Source organism: Comamonas sp. JUb58, from assembly GCF_004364775.1.
Taxonomy (GTDB): domain Bacteria; phylum Pseudomonadota; class Gammaproteobacteria; order Burkholderiales; family Burkholderiaceae_C; genus Comamonas.
In genome coordinates this window covers 1-21391 of sequence record NZ_SOAL01000037.1, presented here as the reverse complement: position 1 = coordinate 21391, position 21391 = coordinate 1, and the positions used below count along the sequence as shown (strand labels likewise).

Below are 21391 nucleotides of genomic sequence, written 5' to 3'. Positions count from 1 at the left end.
CACGCTCGCGGACCTCGGCGGGAAATTTATTGGGTTTGTTGTTCATGACTCAATCCTCTCAGGAGTTGAGCCTCCACGGAATCCGGTGTGATTCAATCCCCTCGCACCCAATCTATCCTGGACAAATTTGGTGACGCTAGGCGGGTTCTGCTAGAAGACGGAAGCGGCAAACAATCGGTTGTCTAAATTGTTGAAGGTTTAGGGCGCCGGGAAGTTAAAGTTGGCGACCTTGGGCGCCTTCAAGCAGCAACAGGCAATGAGTTCTCTCTGTTGAGAGGCCCCAATGGTCAACGCGTCCTGCTGCAAGGGGATCCGACCCAGTTGATGATTCCCGGGCAGTACGTGGGTAATGGCTGGAAGTAGTCGGGACACTCGCATCCCTATGGTGTAGAGGCCAGTTCCAGTGATCGCTTTGTGCTTCGGGCTTTTGGGCAAGAGCAATCAGTTATTAAGAGCGCAGCTGATGGACGTCAAAGCGTCTTTACTCAGTTTGAAGATTGGTCAGATTGGAAGCCGACGGCGGTGATTCGATGAGTAAGCAAGAAATAAATTGCATGCTGTGTGGACATTCAATCCTGGATGGGGAGGCGAGGTTCTACTTCCCTCGACTTCCACCCAATCACCCGCTTGCTGATTTGAAGGGCGTTTTGCATACGTCCTGTCTCATCTCAGAGAATGCATCAAAGCGGATAGGCGATTCGCTGGCTGAAATCGCCGAGTGGTTCGCAAAGAAGTCTGACGAGGCGCCATTGCTTGTGCGAAATGGCAATGTCGTAGCGAGAGACCGAGTGGCTGAAAACAGGATTGAGGTGCTGGATTTTGAAGACTTCTGCGAAATCAGTATCCCGCGCGCAGCCTTGGATCAGTTAAGGAATGCCGCGCCTGGTTCAGCCATACCGCTGGGTATGCAAGTGCTTCATGTCAAGGAACACGGCGAATTGCTCATTGAGCACAAATCTCCTGCATTTAACGTTGAGCTGCCTGCGCTTGGTTTAAACAGGCTGCTGTCTTTGGTGGGAAGCCTCAAGGCTTGAATGCTTCAAGCTTGAGATCGCCAACGGCTCCGAAATGCTTGGCATTGGCGGTGAGCACTGGCAGTTGGTGCTCGAGGGCGGTGGCCGCGATAAGCGCATCGCCCAGTTGCAGGCTATGACTCAAGGCGTATTGCTCGATGAGTTGCATGGCCTTGTCTGAAATGGCCTCGGTGATGGGCAGCACTTCGGTGTTGCACATTGCCAGGCCCTTCTTGATACGGGCCAGCTCTTGCTTGTTGCGGCAGCCTTGGACCAGCTCGATATAGGTCACGGCTGAGATCCGCCAGGGCCTGGCCGTCCTTGGCAGGAGCTGCGGGGTTACTTGGGGCAGGCCCCAAGTAAACATAACGGGCTGTTGCATGAAGTGTGGCCAGTCGTTCGCAAGCTCTCTTCGTGTCCACACCGCTGCGGCTGACGCCTTGCGCCCCGCATCACCTGCACGCGGCACCAGCTTGCGCTCGTGCCGCGCCGAATACCGAAGTTCGTGCCGGCCATGGCTTCGCCATCGCCGCAGGCATTGCAGTCAGGCGCAGTTCTAGGGCATGACAATCTCGCACTTGGCACAACTGCGCCAGTTGCTGGACGAGAACACCAAACTCAAGCGCATGCACGCAGATTTGATGTTGATGCACCACGCGCTAAAGGATGTCGCTGAGCGAAAGCTCACCTACACCTATAACGACTACAACTTGCGCACCAGTACCAAGGGTAGCCTGGGTACCATTAACTCCTCAAACTACCATCCGCACGGCAACAAAACCTTTTTGGACAAGGTCAACGTGCCAACGTTAGTTCGGACGGGTCACAGAGATAAAAAAAGCACCCTCAAGGGGTGCTTTTCAGTGTTCTGGCGGAGAAGGCGGGATTCGAACCCGCGGTGGGCTATTAACCCACACACGCTTTCCAGGCGTGCGACTTAAACCACTCATCCACCTCTCCGCATGTTTTGTACGTTTTACGTCCTGTGGTGGCCAGGAAATAAAAAGCCAAGCGTGGACAGCTTGGCTGACAATTTCACCTGTTGACTGGCGGAGAGGGCGGGATTCGAACCCGCGGTGGGCTATTAACCCACACACGCTTTCCAGGCGTGCGACTTAAACCACTCATCCACCTCTCCAGTCGGTGAAGCGTGTATTCTAGCCTGAAATTTGGCGGCTTCCAGCAAAGAGGGCTGATGTTTGGAAAAAATGCAGCGCTGCCCGATGGGGCGGCGCTGCATGCAGGTCTGCCAAGTTCTTTACTGGCCCTTGCCGGTCTGGATCATGCGCATGGCCGAGGTGATCAGGCTGGAGACCTCGGTCATGTTGCTAGGGACGACCAGGGTGGTGGTCGCGTCGCTGGCCAGCTTGCCGTAGGCATCGACGGCTTGCTCGGCGACCTTCAGCTGCACGGCTTGCTCGCCACCAGGTTGACGGATGGCCAGCGCAATGCGCTCCAGTGCTTGTGCGGTCGCATCGGCCACGGCGGTGATCGATGCAGCCTCGCCTTGTGCCTTGTTGATGGCGGCTTGCTTCTCACCTTCGGAGCGGGCGATGAAGGCCTCGCGTTCACCGGTGGCGATGTTGATCTGTTCTTGGCGGCGGCCTTCGGATGCGGCGATCAGCGCGCGCTTTTCACGCTCGGCGGTGATCTGGGCTTGCATGGAGCGCAGGATTTCTGCCGGTGGCGTCAGATCCTTGATTTCATAACGCAGCACCTTGACGCCCCAGTTCAGCGCGGCTTCGTCAATCGCCGAGACGATCTGGGCGTTGATCATGTCGCGTTCTTCAAAGGTCTTGTCCAGCTCCAGCTTGCCGATCACGCTGCGCAGCGAGGTCTGTGCCAGCTGGGTGACGGCCATGATGTAGTTGGACGAGCCGTAGCTGGCGCGCATCGGGTCGGTCACCTGGAAGTACAAGATGCCGTCCACCTGCAGCTGCGTGTTGTCGCGGGTAATACAGACCTGGCTGGGCACATCCAGCGGGATTTCCTTCAGGCTGTGCTTGTAGGCCACTTTGTCGACAAAGGGGATGATGAAACGTGGGCCGGGGGCCAGGGTGCCGGCGTAGCGGCCCAAACGCTCTTTGATCCAGGCGTGCTGCTGGGGCACGATCTTGACGGACATCGCGATGAAGATGATGGCGATGACAAATATGATGATGGCGACTTCCATGGGCTCTCCTCGTGTGGGCGCAAGCCTTGGGGCATGCGCCGGTTTTAGCGGTGATTGGCTGGGGGCGGGCCCCTGGCTCAAAGGGCCTGGCCATTACACCATGCAGGTGTGACGGGCCAAGCGGGGGTGGCGGGGCATGGGTTGGGCAGCGCCTGTTATGTTTGTATGCCCCGGTGATTGCAAGCGGTTCTTAGTGTGCGGCGGGGTCGGCGGGTTCCACCAGCAGGCGGTTGCCTTCCAGCCGCACCACGCGGTAGGCGCCGGGCAGCGCAGGGTGCTGGCCCAGCAAGCTGGCCGTCCAGGGGGCACCACGGTAGCGTACCTGGGTGGTGCGGTCGGCATCCCAGTGCTCGATCTGAACCTGCTCGCCAATGTCCAGATGCATGTCCTGATCGCGCTCACCGGAGAGCAACGAACCACGGCGCTTTTGTCGCATGTAGCAGGCCAGTACGGTGGCCGCGCCAACGATGGCGGCGATGAGGATCTGCGCCACTTCGCTGGCACCCAGGTGCGCAGCGATGGCCGCGGCGGCCATGCCGATCGCGACCATCAGCAAATACAGTGTGCCGGTGAGCAGCTCGGCGACGACGGCCAGGCCGGTCAGCAGCCACCACACGGTTGAAATCTCCATAAGTCCCCCTCGTTCGATTAGGTTTGTAGGCCGATTGTGCGATATGCCGACCAATTTTGCGGCAATTGATGCAGGATACATAAAAAGGGCGTGCAAATTCCGTACACTTCGCGGCTGTTTCGATTGTTTTAGTGAGGCCCGCCCCTGCGGGAACGCCCATGAAGTTTCGCTTTCCCATCGTCATCATTGACGAGGACTTTCGCTCGGAAAACACTTCCGGCCTGAGCATCCGCGATCTGGCGCATGCCATCGAGGAGGAGGGCTTTGAGGTGCTGGGCGTGACCAGCTATGGTGACCTGAGCCAGTTTGCGCAGCAGCAAAGCCGCGCCAGTGCCTTCATCCTGTCGATCGACGACGAGGAGTTCCAACTGGGCGGCGGTGATGACCCCATCATTCACAACCTGCGTGACTTCATCACTGAAGTGCGCCGCAAGAACCCGGATGTGCCAATCTACATCTACGGTGAAACCAAGACCAGCCGCCACCTGCCCAACGACATCCTGCGCGAGCTGCACGGCTTCATCCACATGTTCGAGGACACGCCAGAGTTCGTGGCCAAGCACATCCTGCGCGAAGCGAAGAACTATCTCGAAGGCATTCAGCCGCCATTCTTCAAGGCGCTGCTGGACTACGCCGAAGACGGCTCCTACAGCTGGCACTGCCCCGGTCACGGCGGCGGTGTGGCCTTCTTGAAGAGCCCGATTGGCCAGATGTACCACCAGTTCTATGGTGAAAACATGCTGCGCTCCGACGTCTGCAACGCCGTGGAAGAACTGGGCCAGCTGCTGGACCACAATGGCGCGATTGGCGAGAGCGAGCGCAATGCGGCGCGCATCTTCAATGCGGACCACTGCTTCTTTGTGACCAATGGCACCTCGACCTCGAACAAGATGGTCTGGCACCACACGGTGGCACCGGGCGATGTGGTGGTGGTGGACCGTAACTGCCACAAATCGATCCTGCACTCCATCATCATGACGGGTGCGATTCCGGTGTTCTTGAAGCCCACGCGCAACCATTTCGGCATCATCGGCCCGATCCATGAGAGCGAGTTCTCGCCCAAGACCATCGAAGCCAAGATTGCGGCCAACCCGCTGCTCAAGGGTGTCGATCCCAAGACGGTCAAGCCACGCGTGCTCACCCTGACGCAATCGACCTACGACGGCGTGCTCTACAACACCGAGACCATCAAGCAAAAGCTCGATGGCTATGTCGACAACCTGCACTTTGATGAAGCCTGGTTGCCGCATGCGGCCTTCCACCCCTTCTATGGCAGCTACCACGCCATGGGCAAGAAGCGTGCGCGCCCGAAGCACTCGGTGGTGTACGCGACCCAGTCCATCCACAAGCTGCTCGCCGGTATCAGCCAGGCGTCGCACGTGTTGGTGCAGGACAGCCAGACCCAAAAGCTGGACTTCAACCTGTTCAACGAGGCGTATCTGATGCACACCTCGACCAGCCCGCAGTACAGCATCATCGCCAGCTGCGATGTGGCCGCTGCGATGATGGAGCCGCCCGGCGGCACCGCGCTGGTGGAAGAGTCGATCCTGGAAGCGCTGGACTTCCGCCGCGCGATGCGCAAGGTCGATGATGAGTTTGGTGAGGACGACTGGTGGTTCCAGGTCTGGGGCCCGGAAGCCCTGGCCGACGAAGGCGTGGGCTCGGCCCAGGACTGGATCATTCGTGGCCCGGATGCATCGCGCAAGACCAAGGGCAAGAACGGCAAGGAATTCGACAACTGGCACGGCTTTGGCGATCTGGCCGATGGCTTCAACATGCTGGACCCGATCAAGTCCACCATCGTGACGCCCGGTCTGGACCTGGACGGCGACTTTGACGAGACCGGCATCCCCGCGTCCATCGTCACCAAGTACCTGGCTGAGCACGGCGTGGTGGTCGAGAAAACGGGCCTGTACTCCTTCTTCATCATGTTCACCATCGGCATCACCAAGGGCCGCTGGAACACCATGCTGACGGCGCTGCAGCAGTTCAAGGACGACTACGAGAAGAACCAGCCAATGTGGCGCATCCTTCCCGAGTTCTGCCAGCAGCACAAGCGTTACGAGCGCATGGGCCTGAAGGACCTGTGCCAGCACGTGCACAAGCTCTACGCCAAATACGACATCGCCCGTCTGACCACGGAGATGTACCTGTCGGACCTGACGCCTGCGATGAAGCCATCGGACGCGTTTGCGCACATCGCGCGCCGCAAGACCGAGCGTGTGGAGATCGACCATCTGGAAGGCCGCGTCACCGTGGGTCTGGTCACGCCATACCCACCCGGTATCCCGCTGCTGATCCCTGGTGAAGTCTTCAACAAGAAGATCGTGGACTACCTCATGTTCGCGCGTGAGTTTTCCAAGCTCTGCCCAGGCTTCGAGACCGATATCCACGGCCTGGTCGAACTGGTCGACGAAGAAAGCGGCGAAGTGCGTTACTACGCCGACTGCGTGGCCATGGATGCCAGCGACCAAGCGATGCAAACCCAGGTGGTGTCCGCGCCCGTGGCTTCGTCCAAGAAGCGCAGCCCCATGCTGGAAGGCAAGGCGCCTGCTTCGTCGGCCAAGAAGCGCACAACCGCTGCGATGAAGAAATCGCTCAAGGCAGAAAAGCCCGTGGGTGATGCCAGCGAAGGTGTTGTGTCGCCCGTGGCCAAGACCCCGCAAGCCGCGCCCAAGCCACGCCGCGTGGCCAAGCCGCGTTCGCCCAAGGTCTGATCGGGCAGGTGGGTAGTGGCGGGGGATGTTGAGTTCCCTGCGTCACGCTCTCCTTAGCTCAAAAGCAGCGCCCATGCGCTGCTTTTTTATGCCCGTTCATCGCGCATGGCTTATGGTGTGCTTGCCACTTCCGCCGCTGGGGAGGGCGGCATGCCTTCCTCGCGCACGCGCCAAAAGCTGGCGAAGCGCGGCTTGCCGCTGTCGTGCAGGCCGCGGTAGCGGAAGGTCACCCAGCTGCCGATGGCGGGTGGATCACGGCGCTGCGCATCGCTCAAACCACTGCCGAGTTTGAAGTCGATGCCATCGACCGTGCGGACTAAAAGGGCGCCGGTCATGCCTTCGTATTTGCCACGCCCCGGTGCATAGCCCAGCACCTGGGCTTCGGCATCTTCATGGGGTTTGAGCTTGAGCACATCGCCGCTGCGACCACTGCGGTAGACGGCGCTGGCCTTGTGCAGCATAAGTCCTTCGCCACCTTCGCGCACAATGCGCCGCATCTGCGCCATCAGGCGGGCTTCGTCGGTCTCTCGCCATTGCGGTGTGGCCTGTACCCAGGGCTGCTGCACAGCGGCTACAAACTGCGCAATGGCTTGCAGGCGCTCGCTAAAACTGCCGGGCGTAGCCGGCGCATCAAACACCATAAAACGCAGGGCCTGCCAGTCTGCATCCACCGGCGCGGCTTTGCTGGTGATGGACTGGGCGCGCGCAAACTGGCCGCGCCCGGCCCATAGCTCGCCCTCCATCGGCGTGGCCGGCCAGCCAGCGGTATACCAGGCTGGAGCGGCAATGGCAGTGCCTTGACGGGTCCACAAGGCTTGGCCATCCCAGTAGCCGCGCACACCGTCGTATTTCTCACTCACCCAGTACTGCGGCAGATCCAGGCCACCGGGGTATTTTTGCGCAAGCCACAAGGCGGGTTTGTTGCTGGCCTGGGCCAGTGCCGCCCAGCAGCAGAGCAGGGCGGCCAGCCAGAGCTGGCGCCATCTGGGTGAGATATGGATATGCATGCAGGCCCCTCCAATAGCGACTGGGATGGTCGTCTATCTGCATGCTAGCGGCGATAGCGCGGGGCTGTCACCCGCCACTGTGGTTCTGCGCGGTAAGCAGATGTTGGGGCCTCGATCTGAGGCCCCCCTTGGTTCAGTGGGGCCGCGATTGCAGGCGTGCGTACAGGCCGCCCAAGTCGACCAGTTGTTGGTGCGTGCCTTGCTCCACGACCTGGCCGCGCTCCATCACCACCACGCGGTCGGCGTGCTCGATGGTGGACAAGCGGTGGGCGATGACCAGGGTGGTGCGGCCTTGCATCAGGCGCGAGAGGGCTTCTTGCACCAGGCGCTCGGATTCGGTGTCGAGCGCCGAAGTCGCTTCATCCAGGATCAGGATCGGAGCGTTCTTATACAGCGCGCGGGCAATCGCCAGGCGCTGGCGCTGGCCGCCCGACAGCTGGTTGGCATTGTGGCCAACGATGCTGTGGATGCCCTGGGGTTGGCGTTCGACAAAGTCCTGCAGATTGGCGGCAGCCAGGCATTCGAGCAGGCGCTTTTCATCCACATCCTGGCCCAGTGCCACATTGGCGGCTATGCTGTCGTTGAACATCACCACATCCTGGCTCACCATCGCAAACTGGTTGCGCAGGCTGTGCAGGTCCCAATCCGACAAGGCTACACCATCGATGCTGATCTGGCCTTCGCTGGGCTCCACAAAACGCGGCAGCAGGTTGACCAGCGTGGTCTTGCCGGCGCCGGAGGGGCCCACCAGGGCCACCACTTCACCGGGGTGGATGGTGAGGCTCAGGTGGCGCAGCGCCGGGGCCTTGTCTTCGCCAAATCCCACGCTGACATCCTGCAGCGCAATGGCGCCACGTGCTTGTTCGGTCTTGTAGCCACCGCCTTGTTCGGGCGGGATTTCTTCGAGCAAGCCCAGGCCACGTTCCAACGCGGCAACGCCACGGGTCAGTGGGTTGGCCACATCGGCCAGACGGCGGATCGGGGCAATCAGCATCAGCATCGCGGAGATAAAGGCCACAAAGCCGCCGACGGTCACATCCTTGGCATTGATGCCGGTGGTGCGGCTTTGCCACAGCGCGATGCAGATCACCGCAGACAGCGCAACGGCGGCCAGCAACTGGGTCAATGGCGTCATCGCCGCCGATGCAATGGTGGCCTTGATGGCCAGCTGGCGCAGCTTGCGGCTGAGAATCTGGAAGCGGCCGGACTGGCTGGCCTGGGCGGCGTGGATGCGCACCATGCGGTGTGCGAGCACGTTTTCTTCGACCACATAGGCCAGTTCGTCGGTGGCTTGCTGGCTGGCCTTGGTGATGTGGTAGAGGCGCTTGGAGAGCTTCTTCATGATCCACGACACGCTGGGCAGCAGCACGGCGACGATCAGCGTCAGCTGCCAGTTGAGGTAGAGCAAATACATCAGCAGCGCAATGACGGTAAAGCCATCGCGCGAGAGCATCAGCAAGGCCTGCACGATGAGGGTGGAGCCGTTTTGCACCTCATACACCACCGTGTTGGACAGCGCGCTGGCCGACTGCTTGGTGAAGAGCCCAAGGTGCGCATCCAGCACCCGGCCGAAGAGGTTTTCGCGCAGGCGCATCATGCCGTCATTGGCGATGCGCGCCAATGCATATTGGTTGATGAACTGCGCCAGACCGCGGATGAAAAAGACGCCGACGATGGTTACCGGCACGGCCCACAGCGGCAGGGTGCCGCCGGTAAAACCTTGGTCCAGCAGGGGCTTGAGCAAGGCCGGGATGGCGGGCTCCGTGCCTGCTACGACGATGGTGGCAAGGATGGCGAGCACCCAGGTCCAGCGTTGGTAGCCAAAGTAGGGCGCCAGTCGCGACAGGCGTGCGCGCAGTGGCATCTGCGCAACGCTGCCAGCCGGTTTGTTGCCTTCGGTGCTGGCAGATGGCTCTGATGCACGTGAAGAAGATGGTTTTTCAGTTGTGGACATGTAGAGGTGATTCTAAAATGCACGGCTGTCGACGTTGGACGATAATAAAGAATTTGTGGGGTGTGTAACATCCTGCAGCCTTCAAGGCTTGTCATGCATAGCGCATTTATGATGGTCGGTAATGACTAAAACACGCTTCCCATCTCTCATCTCGGAGGCGGCCAAGCCGCTATTCCATCGTCGTCACGTACTGGGTGCTGCGCTCGCAGCCCCTGCAGTCCCCGCCCTGGCGCAGTTCCGGGTTGAGATCAGCGGCGTTGGCATCCGACAAATCCCCATTGCCTTGCCCAAGTTCCGGGGCGAAGATGCGTCGCCGCAAAAGATCTCTGCCATCGTGCAGGCCGATCTGATCCGCAGCGGTCTCTTCAAACCCGTCGATGCATCGGGCGAACAGCTAGACGAAAGCTCGCGCCCCGATGTGGCCAAGTGGACGGCTGCCGGTGCCGAGTACCTTTCGGTGGGCAGCGTGAGCCGCGGCGCCAATGGCTTTGATGTGCGCTTTCGTCTGTGGGATGCCGTCAAGGGCGCCGACATGGGCGGTCAGAGCTACAGCGTGCCGCAAGCCGATCTGCGTTTGGTAGCGCACAAGATCTCGGACTACATCTACGAAAAAATCACCGGCGAAAAGGGCGTGTTCTCGACCCGCATCGCCTACGTGACCAAGGCAGGCCCCCGCTACACCCTATGGGTGGCGGATTCGGACGGTGAGAATTCGCAGTCGGCACTGTCCAGCCCTGAGCCCATCATCTCGCCCACCTGGTCGCCTGCCGGCACGCAATTGGCCTATGTGTCGTTTGAGTCGCGCAAGCCCGTGGTCTATGTGCACGAGGTCTCGTCCGGCCGCCGCCGCCTGATCGCCAACTTCCGTGGCTCCAACAGCGCGCCGGCCTGGTCGCCCGATGGCAGCACTCTGGCCGTCACCCTGAGCCGCGATGGCGGCTCGCAGCTCTACACCATCCCTTCGAGCGGTGGTGAGCCTCGCCGCCTGATGCAAAGCAGCGGCATCGACACCGAGCCTACCTATTCCAAGGACGGCCGCTACATCTACTTCGTCAGCGATCGTGGCGGTGCGCCGCAGATCTACCGCGTAGGTGCCCAAGGCGGCGGCGCTGAACGTGTAACGTTTAGCGGGTCCTACAACATTTCTCCTTCCATCAGTCCTGATGGCAAGACACTTGCTTACATCACCCGCGCCGGTGGTGGATATAAATTGCAGGTCATGGATCTGGCTTCCAGCACCGTGTCGTCGGTCACCGACACCACGAGCGATGAAAGCCCCAGTTTTGCTCCGAACAGCCGACTCATCGTCTATGCAACCCGCGAAGGCGGTCGTGAAGCCCTCATGACCACGACGCTGGACGGCAAGATCAAAGCACGACTGGCAGGGCAGAGCGGAGACATACGGGAGCCCGATTGGGGCCCATACCAGCCCTAAGATTGGTTTTGGCGAGTCAATTATTTTTATACGAGAAAATCGTTTCGGAGAGTTTTACATGTTGTCATTGAAGAAAGCTTCGTTGGCCCTGGTGGCCGCTGCCGTGTTGGCTGGTTGCAGCTCTGCACCTCCCCTGGATAACGCACCTGTCGAAGACAAGGGTGCTGCTACCGCCGGTCAAGGCGCTGGCGCAGGTGGTGCTGGTCAAAGCACCGTGGGTGGTGTGGACCTGAACAACAGCGCAGCCAACGGCCAAGGCCCTGTCGGCGTTGCACGCATTGTGTACTTTGACTTCGACAGCTACTCGGTCAAGGCTGATGCGCAATCGATGCTGGACGCACACGCACGCTTCCTGAAGGCCAACCCATCGCGCAAGGTCATGCTGGAAGGCAACACCGACAACCGTGGTGGCCGCGAGTACAACCTGGCCTTGGGCCAAAAGCGTGCTGAAGCCGTGCGCCGTTCGCTGACCGTGCTCGGCGTGAGCGACAGCCAACTGGAAGCCGTGTCTTTCGGTAAGGAAAAGCTGGCTGCTGAAGGTAACTCGGAAGATGCGCACGCCCAAAACCGCCGCGTTGAACTGAACTACCGTTAATAAGGCTCCATGAACCTCACTCGCAGTACTCCCCGTTGGATTGCACTGGCCGCCTTGATGGCGTGTGCAAGCACCTCCCAAGCCGCTTTGTTTGAAGATGGCGACGCGCGTCGCGCCATCCTTGAACTGCGTCAGCGTGTTGATCAGCTGACGCAGGGCAACAACCAAAACGGTGAGGACACCTCGCAAGTGCGTCGCAGCCTGCTGGACTTTCAATCGCAGATTGAATCCATGCGTGGCGAGATGAACAAGCTGCGCGGTGAAAACGAGACTCTGCGACGTGAGGTTGCCGATCTGAAGCGTGGTCAGACTGATTTGGCCAAGGGCGTTGAAGCCCGACTCCAGCAGTTTGAACCCGTTTCTGTCACCGTAGATGGGCAGGAGTTCAAAGCAGATCCTGCCGAAAAGCGTGATTTTGAAGCCGCCCTGGGCGTTTTCCGCACCGGCAAGTTTGCCGATGCCGCCGGCGTGTTCAGCAGCTTCATCCAGCGCTATCCCAAGAGTGGCTATGTGCCATCGGCACGCTTTTGGTTGGGCAATGCGTACTACGCCACCCGTGACTACAAGCCCGCCATTGATAATTTCAAGCTGATCCTGGCCCAGGCGCCCGAGCATATGCGTGCGCCTGATTCGGCACTGTCGATTGCCAATTGCCAGATCGAGCTCAAGGACACCAAGGCTGCCCGTAAGACCTTGGAAGACCTGGTTGCAGCCTACCCGCAAAGCGATGCGGCGACCGCTGCCAAAGAGCGCCTTTCCAAACTGAAGTGATATGAGTGCACCGTCTCCATCGGCGCCCGATCGGCAGGAGGCCGAGGCGGACGTTGACACGCAAAGGCGCTTTGGCGGCCTGGACCGCCTGTTTGGCGTAGCGCCTGCTGCGCAAATGCGCGCAAGCTGTATTGCAGTTATCGGCATCGGGGGCGTGGGCTCCTGGACTGCCGAGGCCCTGGCCCGCAGCGGCGTGACCCGACTGCGCCTGATCGACTTGGACAATGTGGCAGAGTCCAACATCAACCGCCAGATCCACGCACTGACCGACACGATTGGCATGGCCAAGGTCGATGCAATGCGCGACCGTATCCGCCAGATCAATCCCCATTGTGAAGTCGAGCTGGTAGAGGACTTCCTCACTGCCGAAAACTGTGCTGCACTGCTTGACGGCGTGGACGGTTTTGTCGATGCCTGTGACCAGGTGCGTGCCAAGGCCGCGATGGCCAACTGGGGGCGGCGCAACCAGCGGCCCTTTGTCTGCATCGGTGCAGCGGGTGGCAAACGCCTGGCCTGGAAAGTGGAGCAGGGCGACCTGTCGCAAACCACACACGATCCCTTGCTGGCCCAGGTGCGCTACCGTCTGCGCAAAGAATATGGCGCGCCCAAGGATGGCAAGAAGATGAACGTGGCCTGCATCTACAGCCAGGAAGCCGTTGCTGGCCCTGATCCCTCTTGCGCGGTCGATGGTGATGGCTCGCTGAACTGCCATGGCTATGGCTCTTCGGTAGCGGTCACCGCGACCTTCGGCATGTGCGCTGCCAGCTGGATTCTGGAAAAATTGGCGCATTCCCCAAAATGACAAAAAACCTACGCTATAATCTAAGTCTGTTGTGAGCAAGACCTCTTCTTAGGAATTTGTCAAGCAAACGCGGCGGGTCTTTAGCTCAGTCGGTAGAGCAGCGGACTTTTAATCCGTTGGTCGCGAGTTCGAATCTCGCAGGACCCACCAAACGATATCTATGAAATTCAAGCCTCTGTGCCAATCGCGCAGGGGCTTTTTTCTTGTCTGCTGTTCCGCAATTGTCGGGATTATTCCGCAATTCACCGGCTGGCTTTGCCCCGGCGCAAGAGATTTGACTGAAAAAAAAGCCACCGATGAGGGTGGCTTAAATGCCCGCAGGGTTACGGGCGGGAGGGATCTCTGTAAAGGGCTTATTCATCAGCAATGCCAATGACTTGCGACGATCGTATGCAAGCATTTGGGTGGGAGTTTGTCTCTCTGGTGAAGCTGTATGTAACTCTTTGAAACTAAGCTGTTACCTCGGTCCCATGGCCTCAAGGCCTGAATCGGGGCTCCACCCGACTCAAGGAGCGCTGTAGCTGCCGTGCTGCGTATGCATGCCGTTCCAGCGCCACCGGGCCATTTCTACGGCATGTCTCCATGGCCGGGAAAGGGTGGAAGGGGATAGGACGCTTTTCTGCTGGATCCAAGCGCCCCATGCCCCGTCTCCACTTCACTGAGCAGCGATTTCCTCTCTTCCCTGTGGCGGTTCAGTCCAACCACCAGCCAGTGCCTTGTACAGCGCAATGCTTGAGCGTACGCCAGCGATCTGGCTTTGGGCTCGGGCATCCTGCGCCGCCAGCTGCTCACGTTGTGCATCCAGCACTTCGTACAGGCTGATGGCGCCGCCTTGGTACATGCGCTGGGCCAGCCGCTCTGCCTGATCCCGTTCTGCCTGCGCTTCATTCAAGGCTGCGAGCTCGTCGCGGTTGCGATGCAGGGTTGCCAATGCGTTCTCGGTTTCTTCCAGCGCGAGCAGCACACTTTGCTGGTACAGCGACAGGGCCTCGGCCGCATCGGCCTGGCTGGCCGCTATGCGGGCGCGCACGCGGCCCACATCGAGGAAGGACCAGTCAATGCCGAGGAAGGCCGCGCTTTGCAGGGTGTCACTCGCGAAAAGATGCCGGCCGGCCAGCGTGGTGCTGCCCAGCTCAGCGCCCAGCGAGAGGCGGGGAAACAAGTCCGCGGTCGCGACACCGATGCGTGCGGTAGCGGCATGGAGGCGCGATTCCGCCGCTGCGATATCAGGCCGGCGCCGCAGCAGATGTGCGGGTGCTCCAGGGTCCAGCGCGGGTGGAATGGCTGGCAAGGCGCTGGTGCTGGAGAGCTGAGCCGACAAGCGATCCGGCGGAAGACCCAGCAGCACCGCCAGGCGATGCTGTTGGGCCGCGACCTGCGTCTGCAATCCGGGAGCTCTTGCCTGCGTGTTCAGCCACTGAGCCCGCGCCCGCGCGGCATCCAGATCGGTGCTGCTGCCTGCTTGCAAGCGCCGCTCGACCAAGCGCAGCGTGCTGCGCTGATTGTCCTCTGCAGCCTGGGCAATCTGCAGGCGCAACTGGGCGCCACGCAGCTGGGTGTAGGCGTCTGCGACCTGGGCTGCGATGATGATTTGCAGCCCCGCGACATCGGCTTGCGTTGCTTGCACGCTGGCCTGCGCAGCCTCGAGCGACCGCGAGATGCGGCCCAGAAAATCCAGCTCCCATTGTGCTGTGATGCCGCTGCTGTAGAGGCGTGCCGACCGTGGCTGCCCTGGGCTGGTTTGCGCAGCACTGAGCTTTTGCTGCCGGCCCTCGGCGTTCATTGTCACCGTGGGGAAACGGTCCCATCCTGATTGCCGGAAAAGCGCCTCTGCGGATTGCAGCCTTGCCAGGGCTGCGCCCAGGTCGTTGTTGTTCTGCAGCGCTTGCTGCACCAGTTGCCTGAGTTGCGGGTCGCCAAACTGGCTCCAGAATAGGGCATCGTTGACATCGGTGGACGGCAACTGCGGTACGTCAGCCTGGGCAGCGTTTGGCTGCTGCGCAAACCGGGTGGGCAGGCTGTTTTCTGCGAGCGGCGAATGAAAATCAGGCCCTACTGCGCTGCAGCCAGACAAGCTGATGCAGCAGGCGGCAGCCACGCTTCGCAGATGGAGGTATTTAGTCATGTGTTGGCTCCTTGGCGATTGCAGGTGCTGCATGGCCGAGCTTCAATGCCTCTGCACTGTCGGGTGTATGCAGCTGGGTGCCACTGAGCTTGCGCAAAGTCACATAGAACACCGGTGTGAGGAACAGCCCAAAGAGGGTGACACCCAGCATGCCGGAGAAGACCGTCACGCCCGTGGCTGCACGTACTTCGGCGCCCGCGCCGTGGCCGATCAGCAGCGGCACGGCGCCGGCAATGAAGGCAATGGATGTCATGACGATAGGGCGCAGACGGAGTCGGCATGCTTCGCGTGCGGCATCCCAGGTGCTAGCGCCTTGCATCTCGCGTTCGCGGGCAAATTCCACAATCAGGATGGCGTTCTTGCAGGCCAGGCCCATCAGCACCACCAGGCCCACCTGGACAAAAACATTGTTATCGCCGCCAGAGAGCCAGACGCCAAACAGCGCAGCACAGATGCAGACCGGCACGATCAGGATGACGGCCAAGGGCATGGTCCAACTTTCGTACAGCGCGGCGAGCACCAGGAATACCAGCATCACTGCCAGCGTGAACACGATGGCTGCGGCATGGCTTTGCTCGACTTGCTGGTAGCTCATGTCCGTCCAAGCCAGCTCAATGCCCGGTGGCAAGGTCTTGTCCGCAATCTCACGCAGCTTTACCAGCGTCTCGGACGACGACAGGATGCCAGGATCGGCATCGCCGATGAGGTCGGCAGCCGGAAAGCCGTTGTAGCGCAGCACCGGATCGGGCCCGTAGCTGGGCACGATGGACACCATGGATGCCAGCGGCACCATGTCGCCCCGGCTGTTGCGGGTCTGCAGTTTTCCGATGTCTTCTGCCGTCTGGCGGTGGCTGGCGTCGGCCTGCAGCACGACGCGGTAGACGCGGCCCAGCGCATTGAAGTCGTTCACGTAGACCGAACCCAGGTAGGCCTGCAAGGTCTGGAAAAGATCGCTCAAGGCCACGCCCTGGGCCTTCGCCTTGGTGCGATCGACCTTTACTTCAAGCTGCGGAATATTGGACTGGTAGGCGCTGACGGGGTAGTGCATGCCCGGGGTCTTGGCAATCTCCGCCTGGAATGCCACCAGTGCTTGCTGCAAGGCTGCATAGCCAAGGCCGGCGCGGTCTTCCAGAAACAGCGAATAGCCCGATCCATTGCCCAAGCCTTGGATCGGCGGCGGCATCAGCGCATAGCCATAGCCGCCCTCCATGCCCGCTAGCTTTTGGTTGAGCGCCGTGCTGATTTCCGTCGCGCTGCGCCGGCGCTCCGCAAAGGGCTTGAGGATCACATAGGCGCTGGTGAGATTGGGGGTGTTGGTTCCCTGCAGCGCATTCATTCCCGCAAAAGCGGGCACCGATTCCACCCCGTCGATGGCCAGGGCCTGGCGCGTGAGTTCCTGCGTGACTGCATCGGTGCGTTGCAGCGATGCACCCTCGGGCAATTTGGCGCCGGCAAACAGGTAAAGCTTGTCCTGCATCGGGATAAAGCCACCGGGAACCTGGTTGAACAGCAGGGCAATGGCGCCCAGCAGCGCCAGATAGATCGCAAACACCAAGCCGCGCCCCTTGAATGAGCGTGCGACTGCATGTTCATAGCGCTGCGCGCTGCGGTCAAACAGGCGGTTGAAGCGCCGGAAGAACCAGCCCAGCCCCGTATCCATGCTGCGCGCCAGCCAGTCTTTGCGTGCGCCGTGGCCCTGCAGCAGCTTGGCCGCCAGGGCGGGCGACAAGGTCAGTGAATTGATGGCCGAGATGACGGTTGAGATGGCAATCGTCACCGCGAACTGCTTGTAGAACTGGCCGGTGATGCCGTCGAGAAATGCCATGGGCACAAACACGGCACACAGCACCAGGGCAATGGCGATGATGGGCCCTGACACCTCCTGCATGGCCAGGTGTGCGGCATCGCGGGGGCTGTGGCCTTTTTCGATGAAGCGTTCCACATTCTCGACCACCACGATGGCGTCGTCGACGACGATCCCGATTGCCAGCACCAGCCCGAACAAGGTCAGGGTATTGATCGAGTAGCCCAGCAGGAACAGCCAGGCAAAGGTGCCGACAATCGATACCGGCACCGCCAGCAGCGGGATGATGGAGGCGCGCCAGGTCTGTAGAAAAACGATGACCACCAGCACGACCAGGACCACGGCTTCGATCAAGGTGTGCTGCACCGCCTTGATGGAATCCCGCACAAAGACGGTCGGGTCCCACAGATACTTGAACTCGGTGTCCGGCGGCAGGTCAGCAGACAGGCGCTCCAGCGTCTTGTACACCTCTTGGGCCACGCCCAGCGCATTGGCACCTGGCGTCAGAAAGATGCCGATGGCGGCCATGGGCTTGTTATCCAGCGAGGCTCTCAGCGTGTAGTCGCTGGCACCCAGCTCCAGGCGGGCTACATCGGACAGGCGCACCAGTTGCCCATCGACGCCTGTCTTCAGGACGATGCTGCCGAACTCTTCTTCGCTTTGCAGACGGCCTTGCACGTTGATGGACAGCAAGGTGTCCGTGGCGCGGCCACTGGGCTCGGCGCCGAGCTGGCCTGCGGATACCTGGACGTTCTGTTCGCGCACTGCGGCAATGACCTGGTCGGTGGTCAGCTGGCGGGCGGCGACCTTGTCCGGATCCAGCCATATGCGCATGGCATAGTCACCAGCGCCGTAGACGCCGACGTCGCCGATGCCGGGGAGCCGCGCGAGTTCATCCTTGACGCGCAAGCTGACGTAGTTGCGCAGATAGAGCGTGTCGAGCTTGCCAGTCGTGGAGACCAGGCCGACATACATCAGCGGCGTGGCCGACTGCTTTTGCGTGGTGATGCCGTATTGGCGCACCTCTTCGGGCAGGCGGCTTTGGGCCTGGCTCACCCGGTTTTGTACCCGCACCGCAGCGGCGTCCGGGTCAGTACCGGGGCGGAAGGTGGACACCACCTGCAGGCTTCCGTCGGAGGCCGCGACGGACTTCATGTACATCAGCCCTTCGACGCCATTGATCGCCTCTTCCAGCGGCACCGCCACCGATTCGGCAATTTCCTTGGGGTTGGCGCCGGGGTAGGTTGCACGCACCACCACGCTAGGGGGAACGACTTCGGGGTATTCGCCAGACGGCAGTTGAGGAATCGCAATCAGTCCAACGGCGAAAATGATGATGGACAGCACGATCGCGAAGATGGGCCGGTCGATGAAGAATTTGGAGAAGTCCATGTGTCCCTTGCTCATGGCTGCTCTTTCTGGGCTGGTGTCTGCGTTGCAGGCAGCGCGGCGCCGGCGGCTTGGCCGTCCAACATCTGGGGCGCAAGTGGCATGCCCGGATAGAAAATACGCTGCATGCCGGCGACCACCAATTGCTCGCCAGGCTCAAGCCCAGACTCCACGATGCGTTTGCCGTCCACCATCCTTCCCAGCTGCAGATCGCGCCTTTGCGCACGCTGGGCGGCGTCGACCACATAGACGTACTTGCGGCTCTGGTCGGTGAGCACGGCCTTGTCGTCAATCAGCACGGCCGTTGCCGTGCTGCGCTCCTGCATTTGCACCCGTGCAAACATGCCTGGCTTGAGCAGCCCTTGGTCGTTGTTCAAGCTGGCGCGAAGCGCCACCGTGCCCGTCTGCGGATCCAGTCGGTTGTCGGTGAAGCCCACGCGGCCCGTGTGCGGAAAGCCTTCATCGCTGACCAGGCCAACACGCACCATCGCTTCGCCCTTTGTCGTGCTGCTGTTTTGCATGCCACGCAGCAGGCTTTGCTCATCGGCGTCGAAATTCACGTACACCGGATTTTGAGAAACCACGGTCAACAACACCGTCTCATCGGCGCGTGCGAGGTTGCCGGTCGTCAGCAGCGCTCGTCCCGCTATGCCAGCAATGGGGGCGCGCACCTCGGTGAAGCCCAGATCCAGCTGTGCGGCGGCCACGGCGGCTTGGGCCGCCGCGACCTGGGCTCGGGCTTGCGCCAGTGTTCCTGCACGGTTGTCGGCTTCTTCGGCGGCGATGGCGCGGTCCAGCATCAGGTCGCGTGCACGCCGGTCCCGCGTGGCAGCCAGCTCCATCGCCGCTTTGGCGCGCTGCAGTTGGGCATGTGCGCTGGCCAGCCTGGCTTGGTAGGGGCGGGCATCAATGCTGAACAGCAACTGGCCCTTGCGCACGGGCTGCCCCTCGCGGAACTGAACACGATCGATATAACCCGCCACGCGGGCGCGTATCTCCACGCTTTCCTGCGCGGCAATCCGGCCGTTGAACTGGTTCCACAGCTGTACCGGCTCAGCGCGTACCGTAGCCGTCGTGACAGCGGCTCGGGCGGGTTCGCCTGCAGCATTGCTGGCCTCTGGAGGCTTGGGTGGTCCGCAGGCGCTGAGGGCGGCGGACAGTGCGAGCGGTAGCGCGATCAAGCGCACAGCAGACGCCATCGCAGAAGCTGTGCCAGCAGCCGTTGCCTGCGGGCAGATCTCTGATCTCATGTTGGAATTCCTTTTCTTGAAGACTCGGGCGTCTACCGTCCTGAACGGCAGGCCACGGGGACGCATAAGGGCTGAATGAATTGCGAGAAAAAATTTCCCTGGTCATTGCCGGAGCGGATTCTTCAAGTTAAAGTTAACTTTAAGTCAAGCGAAAAGGAAGAAGCACCATGACTCCTGGGGATGATGAACTGCTGCCCATTGGAAACATCGCAAAGCGCAGTGGCGTCAACGCTTCAGCGCTGCGTTACTACGAATCACTGGGATTGATCGAATCGGTACGAAGTGCTTCGGGGCATCGCCGCTACCGGCGTTCAGCGCTGCGCCGTGTGGCCTATATCGTGTTCGCGCAGCGGCTGGGTTTTCAGCTCGAGGAGATCGCTGCGCAATTGGAGGGCTTGCCCAAGCACCATGCACCCTCGGGGGAGGAATGGAGTGGCCTGTCTAAGACCTGGATGGCGCGGGTGGATGACCGCATTCAGGAGCTGACGCATCTGCGCAAAAGCCTGGAGAACTGCATCGGTTGTGGCTGCCTGTCGATGAAGGTGTGCCACGTGTTCAACCAGGCCGACTACATTGGCAAACAGGGCGCGGGCCCCCGGTTGTGGCTGGGCGATACACTGAAAGCCGCAGAGGACTGATGGTGGGTGCGACGGAATGTGTGTCTGCTACGCCCATGCTGCAGCGAATCCGTGGTGACGCATCTCCTGGATGGGCCCACCTGGGATGGGCTGCTGGACCAGGACGGTTGCGCTTCCTGGTCGTTCAACAGCCCGATGTCCTTACTTGAGGTCGTGCCGCCTCAGGGCATTCTGGGTGCGTCGGAAAAAGGGCAGGGCTTTGGCGGTCTGGTCCAGATCAGACTGCGCGACACCCTCCTGCTGAGGCGGTGCATAGTGCTGTCCTGGAAACAGGCTTTCTTCGATTTTTCGAAAGGTTCTGGGGCCTACACTGGGCATCAACAGCAGCTTTTCTGGATAGCTCTGGGTTGCCTGTTCAATGGTGGTAATGCCATTTCTCGCCAGAACTCTCCAAAGGTGCGGAGGCAGCAAGCCTTGCAGAGTAGGGGCAGCATGGAATGATGGGTGTGCAGTGCTGGTATTCATCTCTAGCCATCCAACAAAGTGGAACGGAAACTCAGCAACCCTCGGTTGCATTCAAGCGAAGAGCTGCTGAGTTAGAAGCATAGAGAGACTGGGTAACAATTGGTATCACTGAAAATAGTGATTTTGTTGCCAGTTTCGCGGAGATGACGTCTCAGGCAGAGATGGCCGGCTCGCTGTATGCGGCCCTCGGAGGGCTGTCTAGCTGATGAACGCCTGTCTCAGCCCATGGCCCTGGCACGTGCTAATGTGCGCTGCATGACTTTCACACCGACCTCCTCAAGGCTGATAGCCACCGCCGCGGGCGTTGTATGCCTGGCTGGCTGTGCCCAGCGTCCAGCAGTGACTGCCCAGACGGTGGGCATGGCCAATCCCGCGTCTGTTTACTGTGTCGAGCAAGGCGGCAAGCTGCATATCCACTCTTCAGCGAGTGGCGATCAAGGCATCTGCAGGCTTCCGGATGGGCAAGAGATCGAGGAATGGGCGCTTTTCCGGCGCGATCACCGTTGAAGGCCTTGGTGACCAGGGCCCAAAAAAAAGGTTCATCGAGGAATACCGGGGAACGCGGCGCGGATCTTGAGAAAGAAGTAGTCCTCATCTCGATATCCGTAGGCGCGGCGCTTGA

General features: G+C 60.7%; 18 protein-coding genes and 3 tRNA genes. 10 read left to right on the top strand and 11 right to left on the bottom strand.

The genetic code is table 11. From position 1 onward, the window contains the following. Positions 1 to 530 precede the first annotated feature (530 nt). Positions 531 to 1034 carry a hypothetical protein gene (locus EDF71_RS24240; protein WP_133859080.1) on the top strand — a complete coding sequence of 168 codons (504 nt, stop codon included), beginning with the start codon at positions 531 to 533 and terminating at the stop codon, positions 1032 to 1034. Here EDF71_RS24240 and EDF71_RS24235 read toward each other — a convergent pair. The 5 genes from EDF71_RS24235 to EDF71_RS24215 all read right to left on the bottom strand — a co-directional run bounded on the left by EDF71_RS24235 (position 1024) and on the right by EDF71_RS24215 (position 3817). Beyond that, positions 1024 to 1380 carry a type II toxin-antitoxin system VapC family toxin gene (locus EDF71_RS24235; protein ID WP_279586306.1) on the bottom strand — a complete coding sequence of 119 codons (357 nt, stop codon included), beginning with the start codon at positions 1378 to 1380 and terminating at the stop codon, positions 1024 to 1026. The two genes, EDF71_RS24240 and EDF71_RS24235, sit on opposite strands and share 11 nt — an antisense overlap. 502 nt (positions 1381 to 1882) lie before the next feature. Next, positions 1883 to 1973: transfer RNA gene (locus tag EDF71_RS24230), tRNA-Ser, on the bottom strand. Positions 1974 to 2060: 87 nt separating this feature from the next. After that, positions 2061 to 2151, bottom strand: a tRNA-Ser gene (locus EDF71_RS24225). 120 nt (positions 2152 to 2271) lie between these two features. After that, positions 2272 to 3186, bottom strand: a complete 915-nt coding sequence (locus EDF71_RS24220) for a stomatin-like protein (RefSeq protein WP_133859078.1) — start codon at positions 3184 to 3186, stop codon at positions 2272 to 2274. A gap of 190 nt (positions 3187 to 3376) precedes the next feature. Further along, entirely contained in the window at positions 3377 to 3817 is a 441-nt protein-coding gene (locus tag EDF71_RS24215) for an NfeD family protein (RefSeq protein ID WP_133859077.1), read from the bottom strand. Positions 3818 to 3975: 158 nt separating this feature from the next. Here EDF71_RS24215 and EDF71_RS24210 point away from each other — a divergent pair, with 158 nt between their 5' ends. Then, positions 3976 to 6534 (top strand): arginine/lysine/ornithine decarboxylase, encoded by a 2559-nt coding sequence (locus EDF71_RS24210; RefSeq protein WP_243854441.1) that lies wholly within the window; start codon positions 3976 to 3978, stop codon positions 6532 to 6534. A gap of 110 nt (positions 6535 to 6644) precedes the next feature. On the opposite strand, the gene EDF71_RS24205 is transcribed toward EDF71_RS24210, so the two are convergent. Next, a complete protein-coding gene (locus EDF71_RS24205; RefSeq protein ID WP_133859076.1) occupies positions 6645 to 7541 on the bottom strand; it encodes a DNA ligase in 897 nt (298 codons plus the stop codon). 133 nt (positions 7542 to 7674) lie between these two features. Then, complete coding sequence (gene msbA / locus EDF71_RS24200; protein ID WP_133859083.1) at positions 7675 to 9405, bottom strand: lipid A export permease/ATP-binding protein MsbA; 1731 nt, start codon at positions 9403 to 9405, stop codon at positions 7675 to 7677. Positions 9406 to 9616: 211 nt separating this feature from the next. Here msbA and tolB point away from each other — a divergent pair, with 211 nt between their 5' ends. The 6 genes from tolB to EDF71_RS25225 all read left to right on the top strand — a co-directional run bounded on the left by tolB (position 9617) and on the right by EDF71_RS25225 (position 13474). Then, complete coding sequence (gene tolB / locus EDF71_RS24195; protein ID WP_133859075.1) at positions 9617 to 10930, top strand: Tol-Pal system beta propeller repeat protein TolB; 1314 nt, start codon at positions 9617 to 9619, stop codon at positions 10928 to 10930. 58 nt (positions 10931 to 10988) lie between these two features. Next, positions 10989 to 11525 carry a peptidoglycan-associated lipoprotein Pal gene (pal, locus tag EDF71_RS24190; RefSeq protein WP_133859074.1) on the top strand — a complete coding sequence of 179 codons (537 nt, stop codon included), beginning with the start codon at positions 10989 to 10991 and terminating at the stop codon, positions 11523 to 11525. Between the two features lie 9 nt (positions 11526 to 11534). Beyond that, positions 11535 to 12296 carry a tol-pal system protein YbgF gene (ybgF, locus tag EDF71_RS24185; protein ID WP_133859073.1) on the top strand — a complete coding sequence of 254 codons (762 nt, stop codon included), beginning with the start codon at positions 11535 to 11537 and terminating at the stop codon, positions 12294 to 12296. A 1-nt stretch (position 12297) separates the two neighbouring features. Next, positions 12298 to 13098, top strand: a complete 801-nt coding sequence (locus tag EDF71_RS24180; protein ID WP_133859072.1) for a tRNA threonylcarbamoyladenosine dehydratase — start codon at positions 12298 to 12300, stop codon at positions 13096 to 13098. Between the two features lie 74 nt (positions 13099 to 13172). Then, positions 13173 to 13248 (top strand) — tRNA-Lys (locus tag EDF71_RS24175). 10 nt (positions 13249 to 13258) lie between these two features. Continuing rightward, complete coding sequence (locus tag EDF71_RS25225; protein ID WP_166656641.1) at positions 13259 to 13474, top strand: hypothetical protein; 216 nt, start codon at positions 13259 to 13261, stop codon at positions 13472 to 13474. 279 nt (positions 13475 to 13753) lie between these two features. Here the strand turns inward: EDF71_RS25225 and EDF71_RS24170 are convergent, their stop codons facing one another. The 3 genes from EDF71_RS24170 to EDF71_RS24160 are packed head-to-tail and all read right to left on the bottom strand — an operon-like array spanning position 13754 to position 19666. Beyond that, on the bottom strand, positions 13754 to 15223 hold the full coding sequence (locus EDF71_RS24170; RefSeq protein ID WP_133859071.1) for an efflux transporter outer membrane subunit: 1470 nt from the start codon (positions 15221 to 15223) through the stop codon (positions 13754 to 13756). Continuing rightward, positions 15216 to 18419, bottom strand: coding sequence for a multidrug efflux RND transporter permease subunit (locus EDF71_RS24165; protein ID WP_133859082.1), 3204 nt, complete (start codon positions 18417 to 18419; stop codon positions 15216 to 15218). The genes EDF71_RS24170 and EDF71_RS24165 overlap by 8 nt, the downstream gene beginning before the upstream one ends. Before the next feature lie 11 nt (positions 18420 to 18430). Continuing rightward, entirely contained in the window at positions 18431 to 19666 is a 1236-nt protein-coding gene (locus tag EDF71_RS24160) for an efflux RND transporter periplasmic adaptor subunit (RefSeq protein WP_243854440.1), read from the bottom strand. 167 nt (positions 19667 to 19833) lie between these two features. Here EDF71_RS24160 and soxR point away from each other — a divergent pair, with 167 nt between their 5' ends. Next, positions 19834 to 20304, top strand: coding sequence for a redox-sensitive transcriptional activator SoxR (soxR, locus tag EDF71_RS24155; protein WP_133859070.1), 471 nt, complete (start codon positions 19834 to 19836; stop codon positions 20302 to 20304). Positions 20305 to 20445: 141 nt separating this feature from the next. Here soxR and EDF71_RS24150 read toward each other — a convergent pair whose 3' ends face one another. Beyond that, positions 20446 to 20769, bottom strand: coding sequence for a helix-hairpin-helix domain-containing protein (locus EDF71_RS24150; RefSeq protein WP_133859069.1), 324 nt, complete (start codon positions 20767 to 20769; stop codon positions 20446 to 20448). Between the two features lie 177 nt (positions 20770 to 20946). Between EDF71_RS24150 and EDF71_RS25640 the strand changes: the two genes are divergently transcribed. Next, positions 20947 to 21276: a DUF333 domain-containing protein gene (locus tag EDF71_RS25640; RefSeq protein WP_347876687.1), complete on the top strand. Its 330-nt coding sequence runs from the start codon at positions 20947 to 20949 to the stop codon at positions 21274 to 21276. Positions 21277 to 21391 lie beyond the last annotated feature (115 nt).